General features: G+C 68.8%; 16 protein-coding genes, 3 tRNA genes and 1 pseudogene. 2 read left to right on the forward strand and 18 right to left on the reverse strand.

Translation table 11 applies throughout. The features are described from left to right. Positions 1-337: 337 nt before the first annotated feature. The 9 genes from rplL to ABZ281_RS01140 all read right to left on the reverse strand — a co-directional run bounded on the left by rplL (position 338) and on the right by ABZ281_RS01140 (position 6,352). Positions 338-721, reverse strand: coding sequence for a 50S ribosomal protein L7/L12 (rplL, locus tag ABZ281_RS01100; RefSeq protein ID WP_030839722.1), 384 nt, complete (start codon positions 719-721; stop codon positions 338-340). Positions 722-835: 114 nt separating this feature from the next. Beyond that, entirely contained in the window at positions 836-1,366 is a 531-nt protein-coding gene (gene rplJ, locus ABZ281_RS01105) for a 50S ribosomal protein L10 (RefSeq protein ID WP_283973857.1), read from the reverse strand. Positions 1,367-1,672: 306 nt separating this feature from the next. Beyond that, positions 1,673-2,500 (reverse strand): DUF1396 domain-containing protein, encoded by an 828-nt coding sequence (locus tag ABZ281_RS01110; RefSeq protein ID WP_356650819.1) that lies wholly within the window; start codon positions 2,498-2,500, stop codon positions 1,673-1,675. Between the two features lie 92 nt (positions 2,501-2,592). Further along, positions 2,593-3,450 (reverse strand): hypothetical protein, encoded by an 858-nt coding sequence (locus ABZ281_RS01115; protein ID WP_356650821.1) that lies wholly within the window; start codon positions 3,448-3,450, stop codon positions 2,593-2,595. A gap of 127 nt (positions 3,451-3,577) precedes the next feature. After that, complete coding sequence (rplA, locus tag ABZ281_RS01120; RefSeq protein ID WP_356650823.1) at positions 3,578-4,303, reverse strand: 50S ribosomal protein L1; 726 nt, start codon at positions 4,301-4,303, stop codon at positions 3,578-3,580. 77 nt (positions 4,304-4,380) lie between these two features. Continuing rightward, positions 4,381-4,815 carry a 50S ribosomal protein L11 gene (gene rplK / locus ABZ281_RS01125; protein ID WP_003992325.1) on the reverse strand — a complete coding sequence of 145 codons (435 nt, stop codon included), beginning with the start codon at positions 4,813-4,815 and terminating at the stop codon, positions 4,381-4,383. A gap of 166 nt (positions 4,816-4,981) precedes the next feature. Next, entirely contained in the window at positions 4,982-5,806 is an 825-nt protein-coding gene (gene nusG, locus ABZ281_RS01130; protein ID WP_356650825.1) for a transcription termination/antitermination protein NusG, read from the reverse strand. Between the two features lie 80 nt (positions 5,807-5,886). Next, the gene (gene secE, locus ABZ281_RS01135; protein ID WP_356650827.1) at positions 5,887-6,171 is read right to left on the reverse strand and encodes a preprotein translocase subunit SecE; all 285 of its coding nucleotides are present in this window, start codon (positions 6,169-6,171) and stop codon (positions 5,887-5,889) included. 108 nt (positions 6,172-6,279) lie between these two features. Further along, a tRNA-Trp gene (locus ABZ281_RS01140) sits at positions 6,280-6,352 on the reverse strand. Positions 6,353-6,658: 306 nt separating this feature from the next. Here ABZ281_RS01140 and ABZ281_RS01145 point away from each other — a divergent pair. Together ABZ281_RS01145 and ABZ281_RS01150 are read left to right on the forward strand one after the other, a co-directional pair. Beyond that, on the forward strand, positions 6,659-7,885 hold the full coding sequence (locus tag ABZ281_RS01145; RefSeq protein WP_356650829.1) for a pyridoxal phosphate-dependent aminotransferase: 1,227 nt from the start codon (positions 6,659-6,661) through the stop codon (positions 7,883-7,885). A 140-nt stretch (positions 7,886-8,025) separates the two neighbouring features. After that, positions 8,026-9,057: an adenosine deaminase gene (locus ABZ281_RS01150; protein WP_356650830.1), complete on the forward strand. Its 1,032-nt coding sequence runs from the start codon at positions 8,026-8,028 to the stop codon at positions 9,055-9,057. A gap of 370 nt (positions 9,058-9,427) precedes the next feature. On the opposite strand, the gene ABZ281_RS01155 is transcribed toward ABZ281_RS01150, so the two are convergent. The 9 genes and pseudogenes from ABZ281_RS01155 to ABZ281_RS01195 all read right to left on the reverse strand — a co-directional run bounded on the left by ABZ281_RS01155 (position 9,428) and on the right by ABZ281_RS01195 (position 14,650). After that, positions 9,428-10,483, reverse strand: a complete 1,056-nt coding sequence (locus ABZ281_RS01155) for a UDP-N-acetylmuramate dehydrogenase (RefSeq protein WP_356650832.1) — start codon at positions 10,481-10,483, stop codon at positions 9,428-9,430. 98 nt (positions 10,484-10,581) lie between these two features. Then, a pseudogene (locus ABZ281_RS01160) lies at positions 10,582-10,964 on the reverse strand (DUF3291 domain-containing protein). Between the two features lie 31 nt (positions 10,965-10,995). Continuing rightward, positions 10,996-12,432, reverse strand: coding sequence for an MFS transporter (locus ABZ281_RS01165; protein WP_356650834.1), 1,437 nt, complete (start codon positions 12,430-12,432; stop codon positions 10,996-10,998). A 93-nt stretch (positions 12,433-12,525) separates the two neighbouring features. After that, on the reverse strand, positions 12,526-13,080 hold the full coding sequence (locus ABZ281_RS01170) for a helix-turn-helix domain-containing protein (protein ID WP_356650836.1): 555 nt from the start codon (positions 13,078-13,080) through the stop codon (positions 12,526-12,528). A gap of 131 nt (positions 13,081-13,211) precedes the next feature. After that, the gene (locus ABZ281_RS01175) at positions 13,212-13,640 is read right to left on the reverse strand and encodes a MaoC family dehydratase (protein ID WP_356650842.1); all 429 of its coding nucleotides are present in this window, start codon (positions 13,638-13,640) and stop codon (positions 13,212-13,214) included. A gap of 8 nt (positions 13,641-13,648) precedes the next feature. Beyond that, the gene (locus tag ABZ281_RS01180) at positions 13,649-14,101 is read right to left on the reverse strand and encodes a MaoC family dehydratase N-terminal domain-containing protein (RefSeq protein WP_356650838.1); all 453 of its coding nucleotides are present in this window, start codon (positions 14,099-14,101) and stop codon (positions 13,649-13,651) included. A gap of 101 nt (positions 14,102-14,202) precedes the next feature. After that, entirely contained in the window at positions 14,203-14,367 is a 165-nt protein-coding gene (rpmG, locus tag ABZ281_RS01185; RefSeq protein ID WP_003948671.1) for a 50S ribosomal protein L33, read from the reverse strand. A 90-nt stretch (positions 14,368-14,457) separates the two neighbouring features. Continuing rightward, positions 14,458-14,530, reverse strand: a tRNA-Met gene (locus tag ABZ281_RS01190). A 47-nt stretch (positions 14,531-14,577) separates the two neighbouring features. Further along, positions 14,578-14,650: transfer RNA gene (locus ABZ281_RS01195), tRNA-Thr, on the reverse strand. Positions 14,651-14,867: the final 217 nt, after the last annotated feature.

Below are 14,867 nucleotides of genomic sequence, written 5' to 3' on the forward strand. Positions count from 1 at the left end.
ACCCTCGTTGTTCCACTCCTGCGACACGGCGCTGCCCTCAACGCACGTTAGTACTGCCCTCTTCGCCGCCGATCCATGCCTCGGATTCGGATCCTGTGACGACGCGTCCTGAGAATTGCGCGCTGCGTGCGGTTCGTCAAGGCCCCTCTGCCCGATCCGGGGCCGCCCGGAGACACGACGAAGATCACCATACCCCCCGTCACAAAGGGTTCAAGGCAACCGTGGCCGGCCCCCGGGAACGCCGAAGAGCGACCACCCGGATGGATGATCGCTCTTCCGTGCTTACGCGTTACACGTCCGGCGGGACGTGTTGTGGATCCTGACGGATCCGAGGGTGTTACTTGACCTCGACGGAGGCGCCGGCACCCTTGAGGGACTCGGCGGCCTTCTCGGCGGCGTCCTTGGCGACCTTCTCGAGAACGGGCTTCGGGGCGCCGTCCACGAGGTCCTTGGCCTCCTTCAGACCCAGGGAGGTCAGCTCACGCACGACCTTGATGACCTGGATCTTCTTGTCGCCGGCACCCGTGAGGATGACGTCGAACTCGTCCTGCTCGGCCTCGGCCTCGGCCGGGGCGGCGGGGCCGGCCGGGCCGGCGACGGCGACGGCCGCGGCGGCGGTGACGTCGAACTTCTCCTCGAACGCCTTCACGAACTCGGAGAGCTCGATGAGGGTCATCTCCTCGAACTGCGCGAGCAGGTCTTCCTGGCTGAGCTTCGCCATGATGGCGGTCCTTCCACTAAATCGGCAGGTGCCGGATGTACATGTGAGGCGGGCGTACGTCTGGCCCGCGACGGTCGCCGCGTTCAGGCAGCGGCGGCCGGGATGCGAGCCGAGTTACTCGGCACCGCCCTGCTCGTCCTGCTTGGCACGGAGCGCGTCCACGGTGCGGACGAGCTTCGAGGGAAGCGCCTGGAAGAGCTGAGCAGTCTGGGACTGCTTGCCCTTGAAGGCACCCGCCAGCTTGGAGAGCAGAACCTCGCGGGACTCGAGGTCCGCAAGCTTCTTGATCTCATCGGCGGACATCGCCTTGCCGTCAAGGACGCCGCCCTTGATGACGAGGCTGGGGTTGTCCTTGGCGAAGTCACGGAGACCCTTCGCCGCCTCGACCGGGTCACCGGTCACGAAGGCGACGGCCGACGAACCCGCAAAGAGGTCGTCCAGCGTCGTGATCCCGGCCTCGTTGGCCGCAATCTTGGTCAGCGTGTTCTTCGCCACACGGTACTGAGCGTTCTCACCGAGTGAACGACGCAGCTGCTGGAGCTGCGCGACGGTGAGACCGGTGTACGCGGTAACGACGGCAGCGTTGGAGTTGCGGAACTTCTCCCGCATCTCCTCGACGGCATCGACCTTGTCAGGCCTCGCCATGAGCCTCGGCCTCCTTCCGGGTGTGTCGGACCGCGCGGACCCGAAGGAGGACTGGGGAAAACGAAACGCCCCGGCGCAAGCGCACGGGGCGTAGCTCGACCGGTTTCGCACGCACGGGGCGGCGGACTCCGGGAGCTTCTCCAGTGTCACCTGCGCGGGTCGTCCGCCGTTCAGCGGATCCTTCGGCCACCGCGCCCTCTGATGAGCGCGCGGTAACGACCAGCGGTCTTTGGCTTCTGTAGGAGAGTACGGGAACGGATCGCCGTCAAGCAAATCCGCCCGTACGGCTGATCAGCGCGGGGCGGATCAGCCCTGCTCCAGCTCCTTGAACATCTCGCCGAGGTCCGCGACGTCCTTGGCCGGCGGGGCCGTGACGGTGACCGGCTTGTTGTAGTCGAGGAAGGTGATGGTCATGTCCATCGGGCCCTTGTCGGCCTGGCCCTTCATGCGGAACTGCTTGGTGTGGTCCTCACCGTCGACCCACATGTCCATCGTGAGCTTGTCGACGCCCAGCTTCTCGTACTGCTTGATGCTCTTCTCGCGCTGCTTGCCGGTCTCCGCCTTGTCGTCCTTGAGCGAGGCGCGCAGGTCGTCGAGGGTGACCGTGCCCGTGTAGTGGGTGGTCTCGACGCCTTCGACCTTCTCGCTGCCGACCTTCTTCACGTCCTTGGCGCCCGTGAGGAAGGTGGACTCGGCCGCCGGGTTCTGCTCGGCCTGGCTCGTGGACCCCATGCGGTCCATGTCCTTGGCCGCGTCGGAGCCGGACAGATCGAACTTCAGCCAGCGCTTGCCGTCCATCTCCTTGGCCATCTCGGCTCCCCCGCCGAGGTACATGGCCTTGTCGACGAGACGGATCTCGACGGTTTCACCGGCGCCCTGGTCGGGCGCCTTCATCTTCATGCTCATTGCGATCGTCGGCTTCAGGCGCATGGACGCCTCGCCCTCGACGCGGCCCGACTCCGGGACGGTGCCCTTCATGCGGTACTGGAGGGACGTGATGTCCTCCGTGTTCTTCGCCGCCTTGGCGACGGCCGCCGCGGGCGTCATCTCCGGCGAGTCCTCGGAACCGCAGCCGACCGCACCGGCGGCGAGCAGCAGGGCGCACAGCCCGGCGGCAGGTATGGATGTCCTCATTGATTCCCCCCAAGGAACACATGCTTGCTTCACAGCAAGGCGGTGAGCCTATCCCAGAGGGGGACAAGTGATCTATCGGATTTGACGGGGTCTCAGGGCGTGCCCGTCTGCTTTCGCATCAGGTCCTTGAAGTCCCCGGTGTCGGACCGCGGGGGGCGCTCGGCCCGGACGGCCGCGCCGTAGTCGGCGTAGTGCGCCGTCTGGGTCATCAGGCCCGTGGCCATCCGCGCCTTCTCGACCTTCTTGACCAGCAGGTTCCGCTTGTCCACCCAGATATCGACGGTCTCGCTGGTCACTCCGGCCTCGGTGAGCTGCTTGCGCAGGCCGGCGTCGGTGATGCCGGCCGCTGTCACGGTGCCGGACCAGTGCGTGGCCGACCGGCCGCGGACGGTCTCCTCGCCGACCTTCCTGACGTCTCCGGAGGACAGCAGGAGCTTCACGGACTGGTTGGGCGTGCTGCTGCGCATCTGGTCGCCGAGGTGACCGCCCGATCCACCGGTGAGGGCTTCGAGGTCCTCGTACGCATACCGGATCCAGTGCTTGCCGCCGGCCTTCTCGGCGAACTTCTCACCCATGCGCGCGTAATACGCCTCGGGCAGGTAGCGGGCCTCCATCGAGGTGGTGCCGAGCCGGCGCATGGTGTCGGCCACGGTGCCGCCGGTGTACGTGATGGTGAGGGTTCCGGTGATGCCGTCGTTCCAGCCGAGGGTGCCGTCGGCGGTCATGGACATCAGCGAGCCCATGGTCGTCGTGGACTCGACCCGGGCGGACTCGGCGTGCTCGGTTGCCCGCTCGGCGGAGCGCAGGGCCGCGAGGGTGCGGCCGCGCGGGGCCCGGTCGTCCTGGCCGGGGCCGTCGGAGGAGTCCTGGGACGTGCAGGCGGCCACCCCCGTCAGCGCGGTCGCCACCGCGAGCACCAGGCCCACGCGGCGCACGGTCGTGCCCTGCATACGTCCCCCGTTCGCATCCGGTTCCCGCACGTTAACCCAGGCCACCGGCGTACGTACCGGAAAAGGGAACGGGCCCCGCACCTGTAAGAGGTGCGGGGCCCGTGACCGGTTGGGTGAGCCGTCAGGCTCAGACCGCAGCCGGGTCCTCCTCGACGAGGAGGTTGCGGGTGCGGTTGGAGTCGATCGGAATGCCGGGGCCCATCGTGGTGCTGATGGCAGCCTTCTTGATGTAGCGACCCTTGGCGGCGGACGGCTTCAGACGGAGGATCTCCTCCAGCGCCGCGCCGTAGTTCTCCACCAGCTTGGTGTCGTCGAACGACGTCTTGCCGATGATGAAGTGCAGGTTCGCGTGCTTGTCGACACGGAACTCGATCTTGCCGCCCTTGATCTCGGTGACGGCCTTGGTGACGTCGGGGGTGACGGTACCGGTCTTCGGGTTCGGCATCAGACCACGCGGGCCGAGCACACGGCCGAGGCGGCCGACCTTGCCCATGAGGTCCGGGGTGGCGACGACGGCGTCGAAGTCCAGACGGCCCTTCGACACCTCGTCGATCAGCTCGTCGGCGCCGACGATGTCGGCGCCCGCGGCACGCGCGGCCTCGGCACGGTCACCGGTCGCGAAGACCAGGACCCGGGCGGTCTTGCCGGTGCCGTGCGGAAGGTTCACGGTGCCACGGACCATCTGGTCGGCCTTGCGCGGGTCGACACCCAGGCGGAAGGCGACCTCGACGGTGCCGTCGAACTTGGTCGTGGAGGTCTCCTTGGCGAGACGGACGGCCTCGAGCGGGGCGTAGAACTTCTCCCGGTCGACCTTGGCGTCCGCAGCGCGAAGGGACTTGCTGCGCTTGCTCACTACTGCTCCTGTGGATTCTTAGGAGTCGTGGTCCGGGCCGAGCAGGCCCCGCCACTACTGCTGGTGGTGGTTGGGGCTCAGCCCTCGACCGTGACGCCCATGGAGCGGGCGGTGCCGGCGATGATCTTCTCGGCGGCGTCCAGGTCGTTGGCGTTGAGGTCGGGCATCTTGGTCGTGGCGATCTCGCGGACCTGGTCACGCGTGATCTTCGCGACCTTGGTCTTGTGCGGCTCGCCGGAGCCCTTCTCGATGCCCGCGGCCTTCAGGATCATCTTCGCGGCCGGCGGCGTCTTGGTGATGAAGGTGAAGGAACGGTCCTCGTAGACCGTGATCTCCACCGGGATCACCCAGCCACGCTGCGACTCGGTCGCGGCGTTGTAGGCCTTGCAGAACTCCATGATGTTCACGCCGTGCTGACCCAGCGCGGGGCCGACCGGCGGGGCCGGGTTGGCGGCACCGGCCTGGATCTGGAGCTTGATGAGCCCCGTGACCTTCTTCTTCTTGGGAGGCATAGCTCTCCGGGTCCTTTCGATTCGGGTCCTGCCTGCGTACGGGGACCACCCGGACGCAGGCATACCGCACAACGATAACGGGTATAGATGTGCGGCTAAAAACCGCGCAGGTCAGGCGGCCGCTCGAGCGATCGCCTGACCTGCGCGGAAGCGGTGAGTCCGGAAGTCAGTTCTTCTGGATCTGGTCGAAGGAGAGCTCGACCGGCGTCTCGCGGCCGAAGATCTCGACCAGGCCCTTGACCTTCTTCGAGTCCGGGTTGATCTCGTTGATGGTCGCCTGCAGCGTCGCGAACGGGCCGTCGGTGACGGTGACCGAGTCGCCGACCTCGAAGTCCAGCACCTGGACCTCGACCTTGCGCTGCGGAGCCGGCTTGCCCTCGGCCTCGGCGGCCTCGCGGGCGGCCTTCTCCTCGGCCTCGGGGGCGAGCATCTTGACGATCTCGTCCAGGGTCAGCGGGTACGGGTCGTAGGCGTTGCCCACGAAGCCGGTGACGCCGGGTGTGTTGCGGACGACGCCCCAGGACTCGTTCGTCAGGTCCATGCGGACGAGGACGTAGCCCGGAAGCTTGTTCTGCTTGATCGTCTTGCGGTCGCCGTTCTTGATCTGGACGACCTCTTCCTGCGGCACCTCGGCCTGGAAGATGTAGTCCTCGACGTTCAGCGAGACGGCGCGCTGCTCCAGGTTGGTCTTCACGCGGTTCTCGTAGCCGGCGTAGGTGTGGATGACGTACCACTCGCCGGGCAGGACCCGCAGTTCCTCGCGGAGCTTCTCGATCGGGTCGCGGTCGTCCTCGGGCTGTTCCTCGAGTTCTTCCGCGGCCTCTTCGGCGTCCTCGGTCTCCGCCTCGGCGGCGTCGTCCGCGACGGCGTCGGCAGCCTCGACCTCGGCGGAGGCCTCGGTGTCCTCGCTGTCCGCGCCCTCGACGATGTCGAGCTCGTCCTCGACGGACTCGACAGGCTCGATGGCGTCGTTCACGTTCGGGTCAGACACGGTGGCTGCTTCTTCCTGGATACATGGGGGTGGAACATGCGAAAGGAGCGCCGGGTACCTCGGCGCTCTTCGCGGACTGCTCAGCCGAACACGTACTTGGCGGCGTTGCTGAGCCCATAGTCAATCACAGTGACCAGGCCGATCATGATGACGACGAAGATGATCACCACGGTCGTGTAGGTCGTCAGCTGGTTGCGGCTCGGCCAGACGACCTTGCGCAGTTCCGCGACGATCTGGCGGTAGAAGATGGCGAGCCGCTTCAGTGGGCCCTTCTTGCCGCGCTTGCCGCCCTTGCGAGTCTTCCTGGACTCCGGCGCCTCGTCCTGGGCATCAGGCATGTCGATGGAGCCCACGGCGTCCGTCACTCGTCCTCACCTGATTCCGGGTCGTGGCCGTGCCGCGCCCGGTCTGAGCCGCACGGCGGTGCATTGCTGTACGTACATGCGCACACATCCTGGCGAAGGTGTGTGTAGCAGGGCCGGAGGGACTTGAACCCCCAACCGCTGGTTTTGGAGACCAGTGCTCTACCAATTGAGCTACGACCCTTTGTGTGTCCCCCAACGTACCGCATCCATCCGGATGCCTGGTGTGCACCGAACGGGCGCGGCCTGCTGAAGGCCAACGAGGTGAGAGTGTACGTGCTCGGCGGCCGGTCGTCGAACAGAAAGGGCCCGCGGCAGGGCTCGTTGACGGAAGATCGCCTCCGGAACCGGGGGCGGACTGACGAGAATCCGCTGAAGATCGCCCAGGCCGTGCGGGCAATCCGCACTGTTGTTCAGGGGTTTGCCCGACGTTGTTCAGTCTGTGAAACCCCCGTGCCGCGCGCGTTTCCGGTCTGAAACGATGGGGCCCATGAGCCCTGCAACCCCTCCCACCGAGCGCCGGGTCTCCGCCCGAGTCGGCGCGATCTCCGAGTCCGCCACCCTCGCCGTTGACGCCAAGGCCAAGGCCCTCAAGGCAGCCGGGCGGCCGGTGATCGGCTTCGGCGCCGGTGAGCCCGACTTCCCGACCCCGGACTACATCGTCGAGGCCGCGATCGAGGCCTGCAAGAACCCGAAGTTCCACCGCTACACGCCGGCCGGCGGCCTGCCCGAGCTGAAGGCCGCCATCGCCGCGAAGACACTGCGGGACTCCGGCTACGAGCCCGACGTCTCGCAGATCCTGGTCACCAACGGTGGCAAGCAGGCCATCTACGAGGCCTTCGCCGCGATCCTCGACCCGGGTGACGAGGTCATCGTGCCCGCGCCGTACTGGACGACCTACCCGGAGTCGATCCGGCTGGCCGGGGGTGTCCCGGTAGAGGTCGTCGCCGACGAGACGACCGGCTACCGGGTGACCGTCGAGCAGCTGGAGGCGGCCCGTACGGAGAAGACGAAGGTCGTCCTCTTCGTCTCGCCGTCCAACCCGACCGGCGCTGTCTACAGCGAGCAGGAGACCGAGGCCATCGGCCGCTGGGCCGTCGAGCACGGCCTGTGGGTGATGACCGACGAGATCTACGAGCACCTCGTCTACGGCGAGGCCTCCGCCGTGTCGCTGCCGGCGGTGCTGCCCGAGCTGCGCGACAAGTGCGTCGTGGTCAACGGTGTCGCGAAGACGTACGCGATGACCGGCTGGCGTGTCGGGTGGATCATCGGCCCGAAGGACGTCGTCAAGGCCGCGACCAACCTGCAGTCGCACGCCACCTCGAACGTGTCCAACGTCGCCCAGGCCGCCGCACTGGCCGCCGTCTCCGGTGACCTGGACGCCGTGGCGACGATGCGTGAGGCCTTCGACCGGCGCCGCAAGACCATCGTGCGGATGCTGAACGAGATCGACGGCGTGGTGTGCCCGGAGCCGGAGGGTGCGTTCTACGCCTACCCGTCGGTGAAGGCGCTGGTCGGCAAGGAGATCCGGGGCCGGCGGCCCAAGGACACGGTCGAACTCGCCGCGCTGATCCTGGAGGAGTCCGAGGTCGCGGTGGTGCCGGGTGAGGCGTTCGGCACGCCCGGGTACCTGCGGCTGTCGTACGCGCTGGGTGACGAGGATCTGGTCGAGGGTGTGAGCCGGATCCAGAAGCTGCTGGCGGAGGCCAAGGACTGATTCGACCTCCTGATGTGAGTGGATCGAGCGGGCCGTTCCCCTTGCGGGGAGCGGCCCGCTCTGTCGTGTGCGCGTGCGAGCAAGACCACGTTCGGGGAAAACGCTGTCGGGACGGCTGAGGCATGCGGCAGGATCCTGGGATGGAGCGTGAACGTGATGTCTCTGAGCTGCCGAAAGCCCATCTGCACCTGCACTTCACCGGGTCGATGCGGCCCTCGACCGTGCTGGAACTGGCCGACAAGCACGGGGTGCGGTTGCCCGACGCGCTGACCGAGGCCCTGGTCGGCGGGGAGCCGCCGAGACTACGGGCTACGGACGAGCGGGGCTGGTTCCGCTTCCAGCGGCTGTACGACGCGGCGCGCTCGTGCCTGCGGGAGCCGGAGGACATCCAGCGGCTGGTGCGGGAGGCCGCGGAGGAGGATCTGCGGGACGGGTCGGGGTGGCTGGAGATCCAGGTCGACCCGACGTCGTACGCGCCGCGGATGGGCGGGCTGATTCCGGCGCTGGAGGTCATCCTCGACGCGGTGGAGACGACGTCGCGGGAGACCGGTCTCGGGATGCGGGTGCTGGTCGCGGCGAACCGGATGAAGCATCCGCTGGACGCGCGGACGCTGGCGCGGCTGGCGACGAGGTACGCGGACCGGGGGGTGGTCGGGTTCGGGCTGTCGAACGACGAGCGTCGGGGGATGGCGCGGGACTTCGACCGGGCGTTCGGGATCGCACGCGAGGCCGGGTTGCTGTCGGCGCCGCACGGGGGTGAGCTCGCGGGGCCGTCGTCGGTGCGGGACTGCCTGGACGATCTGGGGGCGAACCGGGTGGGGCACGGGGTTCGGGCGGCGGAGGATCCGCGGCTGATGAAGCGGCTGGCGGACCGGCAGGTGACGTGCGAGGTGTGTCCGGCGTCGAACGTGGCGCTGGGGGTGTACGAGAAGCCGGAGGACGTGCCGCTGCGGACGCTGTTCGAGGCGGGGGTGCCGTTGGCGCTGGGCGCGGACGACCCGTTGCTGTTCGGGTCGCGTCTTGCCGCACAGTACGAGATCGCGCGGCGGTATCACGGGTTCACGGATGCGGAGCTGGCGGAGGTGGCTCGGCAGTCGGTGCGGGGGTCGGCGGCGCCGGAGGGTGTGAAGACGAAGCTGCTGGCGGGGGTGGACGACTGGTTGGCGTCGTAGGGGGCGGACGTGCTGCGCCTGACGCCGGGTGGTGGGTCGGGGCCGCGCCGGGGGGGGTGTCCGTCCACGGAACGGCGCGATGAGGTCGGACGCCGACTGACTCCCCGTTGACGCGCCAACCGCTGCGGGCGGACACCCCCGACACGACCCCTTGCGCACGACGGCGGGTGCGGGAGCGTCGTGGCTCGCCCAGCTGCGGGCACGCGCGACACCCCCGCTGCGGGCATGCGTGCCGCTAGGGGCGGCACGGGGGGGCGCTGACGCCCCCCGCTGCGCCGGGCTGCGAAACCCCCCGGCCTCAGCACCGACGCAGCGGCACCCGCGACGCACGGTCGCGGGCCCGCCCGGCCTCAGTACCGGCGCCGGGTGCCTACAGGCTGACCCCGACCGTGACCGGCTCGTTGACGAGGGTGATTCCGAAGGCCTCGCGGACTCCGGCCACGACCTCGCGGGCCAGGGCGAGGAGATCCTCGGTCGTCGCACTCCCCCGGTTCGTGAGTGCCAGCGTGTGCTTCGTGGAGATGCGGGCCGGACCGTCGCCGTAGCCCTTGGTGAAGCCGGACTTGTCGATCAGCCAGGCCGCGGAGGTCTTGGTGTGGCCCTCACCGGCCGGGTACGCGGGGGGCTCCACCCCGTCGCCGAGCCGCTCACGCACACGGGCGCGGAACGCCGCGAAGTCCGTGTCCGTGAGGATCGGGTTGGTGAAGAAGGAGCCGGCCGACCAGGTGTCGTGGTCCTCGGGGTCCAGAACCATGCCCTTGCCCGCGCGCAGCTTGAGCACCGTCTCGCGGGCCTGCGCGAGCGGGACACGATCGCCCGCTTCCACACCGAGCGCACGGGCCGTCTCGGCGTACCGCAGGGGCGCGGAGAGGCCCTCGGCGTCCTCCAGGGAGAAGCGGACGCGCAGGACCACGTACCGCTCGGGGTCGGACTTGAAGCGGCTGTGGCGGTAGGAGAAGACGCAGTCCTCGTTGGCCAGCGTGACCGTCTCGCCGGTGCGGCGGTCGTAGGCGACGACCTCGGTGATCGTCGAGGAGACCTCCTGGCCGTAGGCCCCGACGTTCTGGATGGGGGTCGCGCCCGCCGAGCCGGGGATGCCGGCCAGGCATTCGATGCCGGCCAGCCCCGCCCCGACCGTACGGGCGACCGCGTCGGTCCAGATCTCGCCGGCCGCGAGCTCAAGGCTCGTGCCGTCGAGGGAGTAGCCCTTGGTGGCGAGGACGAGGGCGGTGCCCTCGAAGCCCTTGTCGCCGATGACCAGGTTCGAGCCGCCGCCGATGAGCAGCAGCGGGGTGCCCGCCTCGTCGGCTTCGCGGACGGCGGCGATCACCTCGTCGTCCGTCGTCGCGGTGACCAGCCGGGTCGCGGGGCCGCCCAGGCGGAAGGTCGTCAGCGGGGCGAGGGGGGCGTCGTGGAGTTCCTGCACGGGCTCAAGAGTACGAGACGGCACTGACAGGGCCGGGCACGCGTGCGTGTGGCCCCGCTCCGCAGGGGAGTGGGGCCGCACGCACGCGTCGTGGACTGTCAGGGCAGGCGGCGGAGCGCCTCGGACCAGGGCAGCGGGAGTTCGTCGCTGCTCACCTGCCAGGTGGTGAAGGCCGAGTCCTTCATCTGCGGGGCGAGGCCCCGGGAGGAGGGGCCGTGGGCACCCGCCCGGACGAAGGCGTGGAGCGCGTCCTTGGACTCCCAGGCCGACAGGGTCCAGAAGGTCCGCTTCAACGGCTTCGCCTTCAGGGCCGCTCCGTAGGCGCCGGGGCTACGGCGGACCTGCCGCCAGACGGCGGGCGTCCCGGCGAGGAACCTCAGGGCTCCCCAGAGCGTGCGGGTCTCGAAGCGAGAGGCGAAGACGTGCACCTCGGTGGCGCGGGGGCGGGGTGTTCGGGGACGGTCCAGGGAAGAGTGGGCATGCCGCTTCTCCTCGTTCGGGTTCCTTCGGGGTCAGTGGGCGGCCGTCTGAAGCACCGGTGCCGGTTCGGCCGACTGCGTCTGCCGTTCCGTGCGCCGCCGGGTCGGTATCAGCAGAGCGGCGATGCCGGCGAGGGCGACCACCGCGGAGCCCGTCACCAGAGCGGGCCGCATGCCGTCGACGAAGGTCTGGCCGGTCTCGTAGCCGCCCCGGGCCGCGAAGATCGACGCCATGACGGCGATGCCGAGCGCCCCGCCCACCTCGCGCAGCGCGTTGTTGGCCCCGGAGGCGATGCCCTGCTCCGACGGCCGCACGCTGGACATCACCAGGTGCGAGGCGGGGGCGAAGTACAGCGCCATGCCGATGCCGCTGACGATCAGGGCGGGCAGTTGCGAGCTGTAGGAGGCGTCCGCCGTGGCCACCACCGCCATGTAGCCGAGGCCCAGGGCCTGCAGGAAGAGGCCCGTGGCAACGACCGGGCGGCCGCCGATGCGGTCGGCCAGGATGCCGGCGATGGGGGCGACCAGCATCGGCATGCCGGTCCAGGGCAGCATCCTGAGGCCCGCCTCGGTGGGCGAGTAGTCGAGGACGCCCTGCATGTACTGGCTGAGCAGGAAGATCGAGCCGAACATGCCGAGGAACATCAGCAGGCTCGCCGCGTTGATGCCGGCGAAGGCACGGGAGCGGAACAGCCGCATCGGGAGCATGGGGTTCTCGGCGCGGGTGCTGTAGAGGATGAAGCCGGCGAGCAGCGCGGAGCCCGCGAACAGGCCCGTCAGGACGAGGGAACCGGTCCAGCCGTCGGCCGGGCCGCGGACCAGGCCGTAGACGATGCCGAAGAGACCGCCGCTGGCGAGCAGGGTGCCGGGGACGTCGAGCGGGGCTCCGGTGCCGTGGGACTCGGCGAGGCGCAGCCGGGCGAGCGGCAACAGGGCCAGGCCCAGCGGGACGTTCAGCCAGAAGATCCACTGCCAGGAGATGTGTTCGGTGAGGGTGCCGCCGACGAGCGGTCCGGAGGCGACGGCGAGTCCGTTGACGGCGCCCCAGATGCCGTACGCCATGCCGCGCTTGGCGACGGGCACGGCAGCGGTCAGCAGGGTGAGCGTCAGCGGCATCATCACGGCCGCGCCGACGCCCTGGACCGCGCGGGCGGCGATGAGGGAGTCGATGCCGGGCGCCATGGCCGCGGCGGCGGAGGCGCCGGTGAAGACGGTGAGTCCGGCGATGAACAGCCGGCGGCGGCCGAAGCGGTCGCCGAGGGCCGCGCCGAACATCAGCAGGACGGCGAAGGTGAGCGTGTAGGCGCTCACGGTCCATTCCAGGTCGTGCAGTCCCCCGCCGAGGTCCTCGCGGATGGAGGGCAGGGCGGTGGTGACGACGAGGTTGTCGAGGGCCGCCATGAATCCGGCGACGCTGGTGATGACGAGGGCCCAGGCGGCTCCCCCGCGACGTGCGGTCTGCTGTGACATCGCTCCCCCATGGAGTGTGTGCCGTGATCTATTAGTTATTGATTACTAACTTTCGAGGTCATGAGAAGGGCCTGGCTCCTCGCCCTGAAACAGTCAGCTGTCGGACTCCGACGGGGCCAGTCCCGCCCAGACCCGGTGATCGGCCGGGAAGCCCATGGCCACCAGGCAGTTGATGAGCATGCCCTGGGCGAGGAAGGTCGTCGTCTCCTGGGGATCGGCGCCCAGCGGCAGGTGGATGGTGTCCCACAGTCGCATCCAGCCCGCACGCACGGCCTCGCCGAACTCGCGGTCCCCCTCCTCCTCGGCGGCCGTCACGGCGAGGTACATCTGCATCTGCATCATCAGCCGCTCGGGCTGCTCGGAGATGGTCTCGACGTACGCGCCACCCATGGCGCGGCGGGCCTCTTCGCCCTCCAGCCCCTCGGCCGCCTCCGCGAACATCCGGATGGTGTCCTCGACGCACCGCTCGGCCGCTGCCAGGAAGATGGCCTTCTTGCCCGGGAAGAGGCGGAAGAGATACGGCTGCGAGACGCCGACCCGGCGGGCGATCGCCTCGGTCGAGGTGCCGTGGTAGCCGCCGCGGGCGAACTCCGTCATCGCCGCCCGGATGACGCTCTCACGTCGCTCTTCCGCACTCATCCTTGCCATGCATTCGAAGTTAGTGCTCAATCACTAACTATGTCAAGCGATGGTCTGCGCGCCCCCATGAAAGAAGGGGCGCCCATGATGAAGGGGCGCCCCCCGGTGGAGAGCGCCCCCTTCAGCGTGTCGCGGCCGGGTCAGGCCAGTCGCACGACCGCCCTGGACATGCCCAGCACCTTCTGCCCGGCGCAGGTCGCCGTCAGGTCCACGCGGACCGTGTTGTCGTCGAGCTTGGCGGCGACCTTGCCGGCCACCTCGATCACGGCGCCCTGGTCGTCGTTCGGGACGACGACCGGCTTGGTGAAGCGGACGCCGTACTCGACGACCGCGCCCGGGTCGCCGGTCCAGTCGGTGACCACGCGGATCGCTTCGGCCATGGTGAACATGCCGTGCGCGATGACGTCGGGCAGGCCGACCTCCTTGGCGAACTTCTCGTTCCAGTGGATCGGGTTGAAGTCGCCGGAGGCGCCCGCGTACCGGACGAGGGTCTCGCGGGTCACGGGGAAGGTCTGCGCGGGCAGTTCGGTTCCGACTTCGACGTCGGAGTAGGAGATCTTCGCGGTCATGGAATCGCTCACGCCTCCTCGGCCGCGCGGGCCACGAGCTTGGTCCAGGCGGTCACGACGTGCTCGCCGGCCTCGTCGTGGACCTCACCGCGGATGTCCACGATGTCGTTGCCCGCGAGGGACTTGATCGCCTCGATGGTCGAGGTGACCGTGAGCCGGTCGCCGGCGCGGACCGGGCGGCGGTAGGCGAACTTCTGGTCGCCGTGCACCACGCGGCTGTAGTCCAGGCCGAGCTGCGGGTCCTGGACGACCTGGCCGGCGGCCTTGAAGGTGATCGCGAAGACGAAGGTCGGCGGGGCGATCACCTCGGGGTGGCCGAGTGCCTTGGCGGCCTCCGCATCCGTGTACGCCGGGCTGGCGTCCCCGACCGCCTCGGCGAACTCACGGATCTTCTCCCGGCCCACCTCGTAGGGCGCGGTGGGCGGGTACGTCCGCCCCACGAAGGACTGGTCGAGCGCCATGGCTCGGTACCTCCTGGTAGCTCTACTGACCGGTACGCGGTCCCTCAACGACGCGAGGCCGCCCCCGATCTCTCGGGAACGGCCTCGTGTACGAGCCTGAATTATCGCGTTTCGCGGTGCGCGGTGTGCGCATTGCAACGCGGGCAGTGCTTCTTCATCTCAAGACGATCCGGGTTGTTACGCCGGTTCTTCTTGGTGATGTAGTTCCGCTCCTTGCACTCCACGCAGGCCAGCGTGATCTTCGGGCGGACGTCGGTGGCAGCCACGTGAGTGCTCCTAAGACGAACGGATGGACTTATTCAACGCAAGAAAGAGTAGCCGATCGAAGGACCGACCCCGCAATCGGCTACTGTCAGTAGCGGTGACCGGACTTGAACCGGTGACACAGCGATTATGAGCCGCTTGCTCTACCGACTGAGCTACACCGCTTTGATGTGGTCCGGACCCCGTCTTGCGACGGGAGCCAGTCACACCAGAGCCCCAAAACGGAATCGAACCGTTGACCTTCTCCTTACCATGGAGACGCTCTGCCGACTGAGCTATTGGGGCGAGCGATGAAGACATTACACGCTCGGCCGCCGTTCACCCAAATCCGTTTCGAGGCACCGACCCCCGGGCGCCCGGACCGTCCTCCCGGCAGCCCCGTGGGTGCCTCCCGCCCCGCGAGCGGACCACGCCGGTACGACTATTGCGCTCCTCCCGGCCTCGTGCTCGGGCAGCGGGGTGCGCGGGAAGTAGCGGTCGGCCTCGCCCGCCACCAGGTTCT

Origin of the sequence: Streptomyces sp. NPDC006265, assembly GCF_040613555.1 — a bacterium.
Classification (GTDB): domain Bacteria; phylum Actinomycetota; class Actinomycetes; order Streptomycetales; family Streptomycetaceae; genus Streptomyces.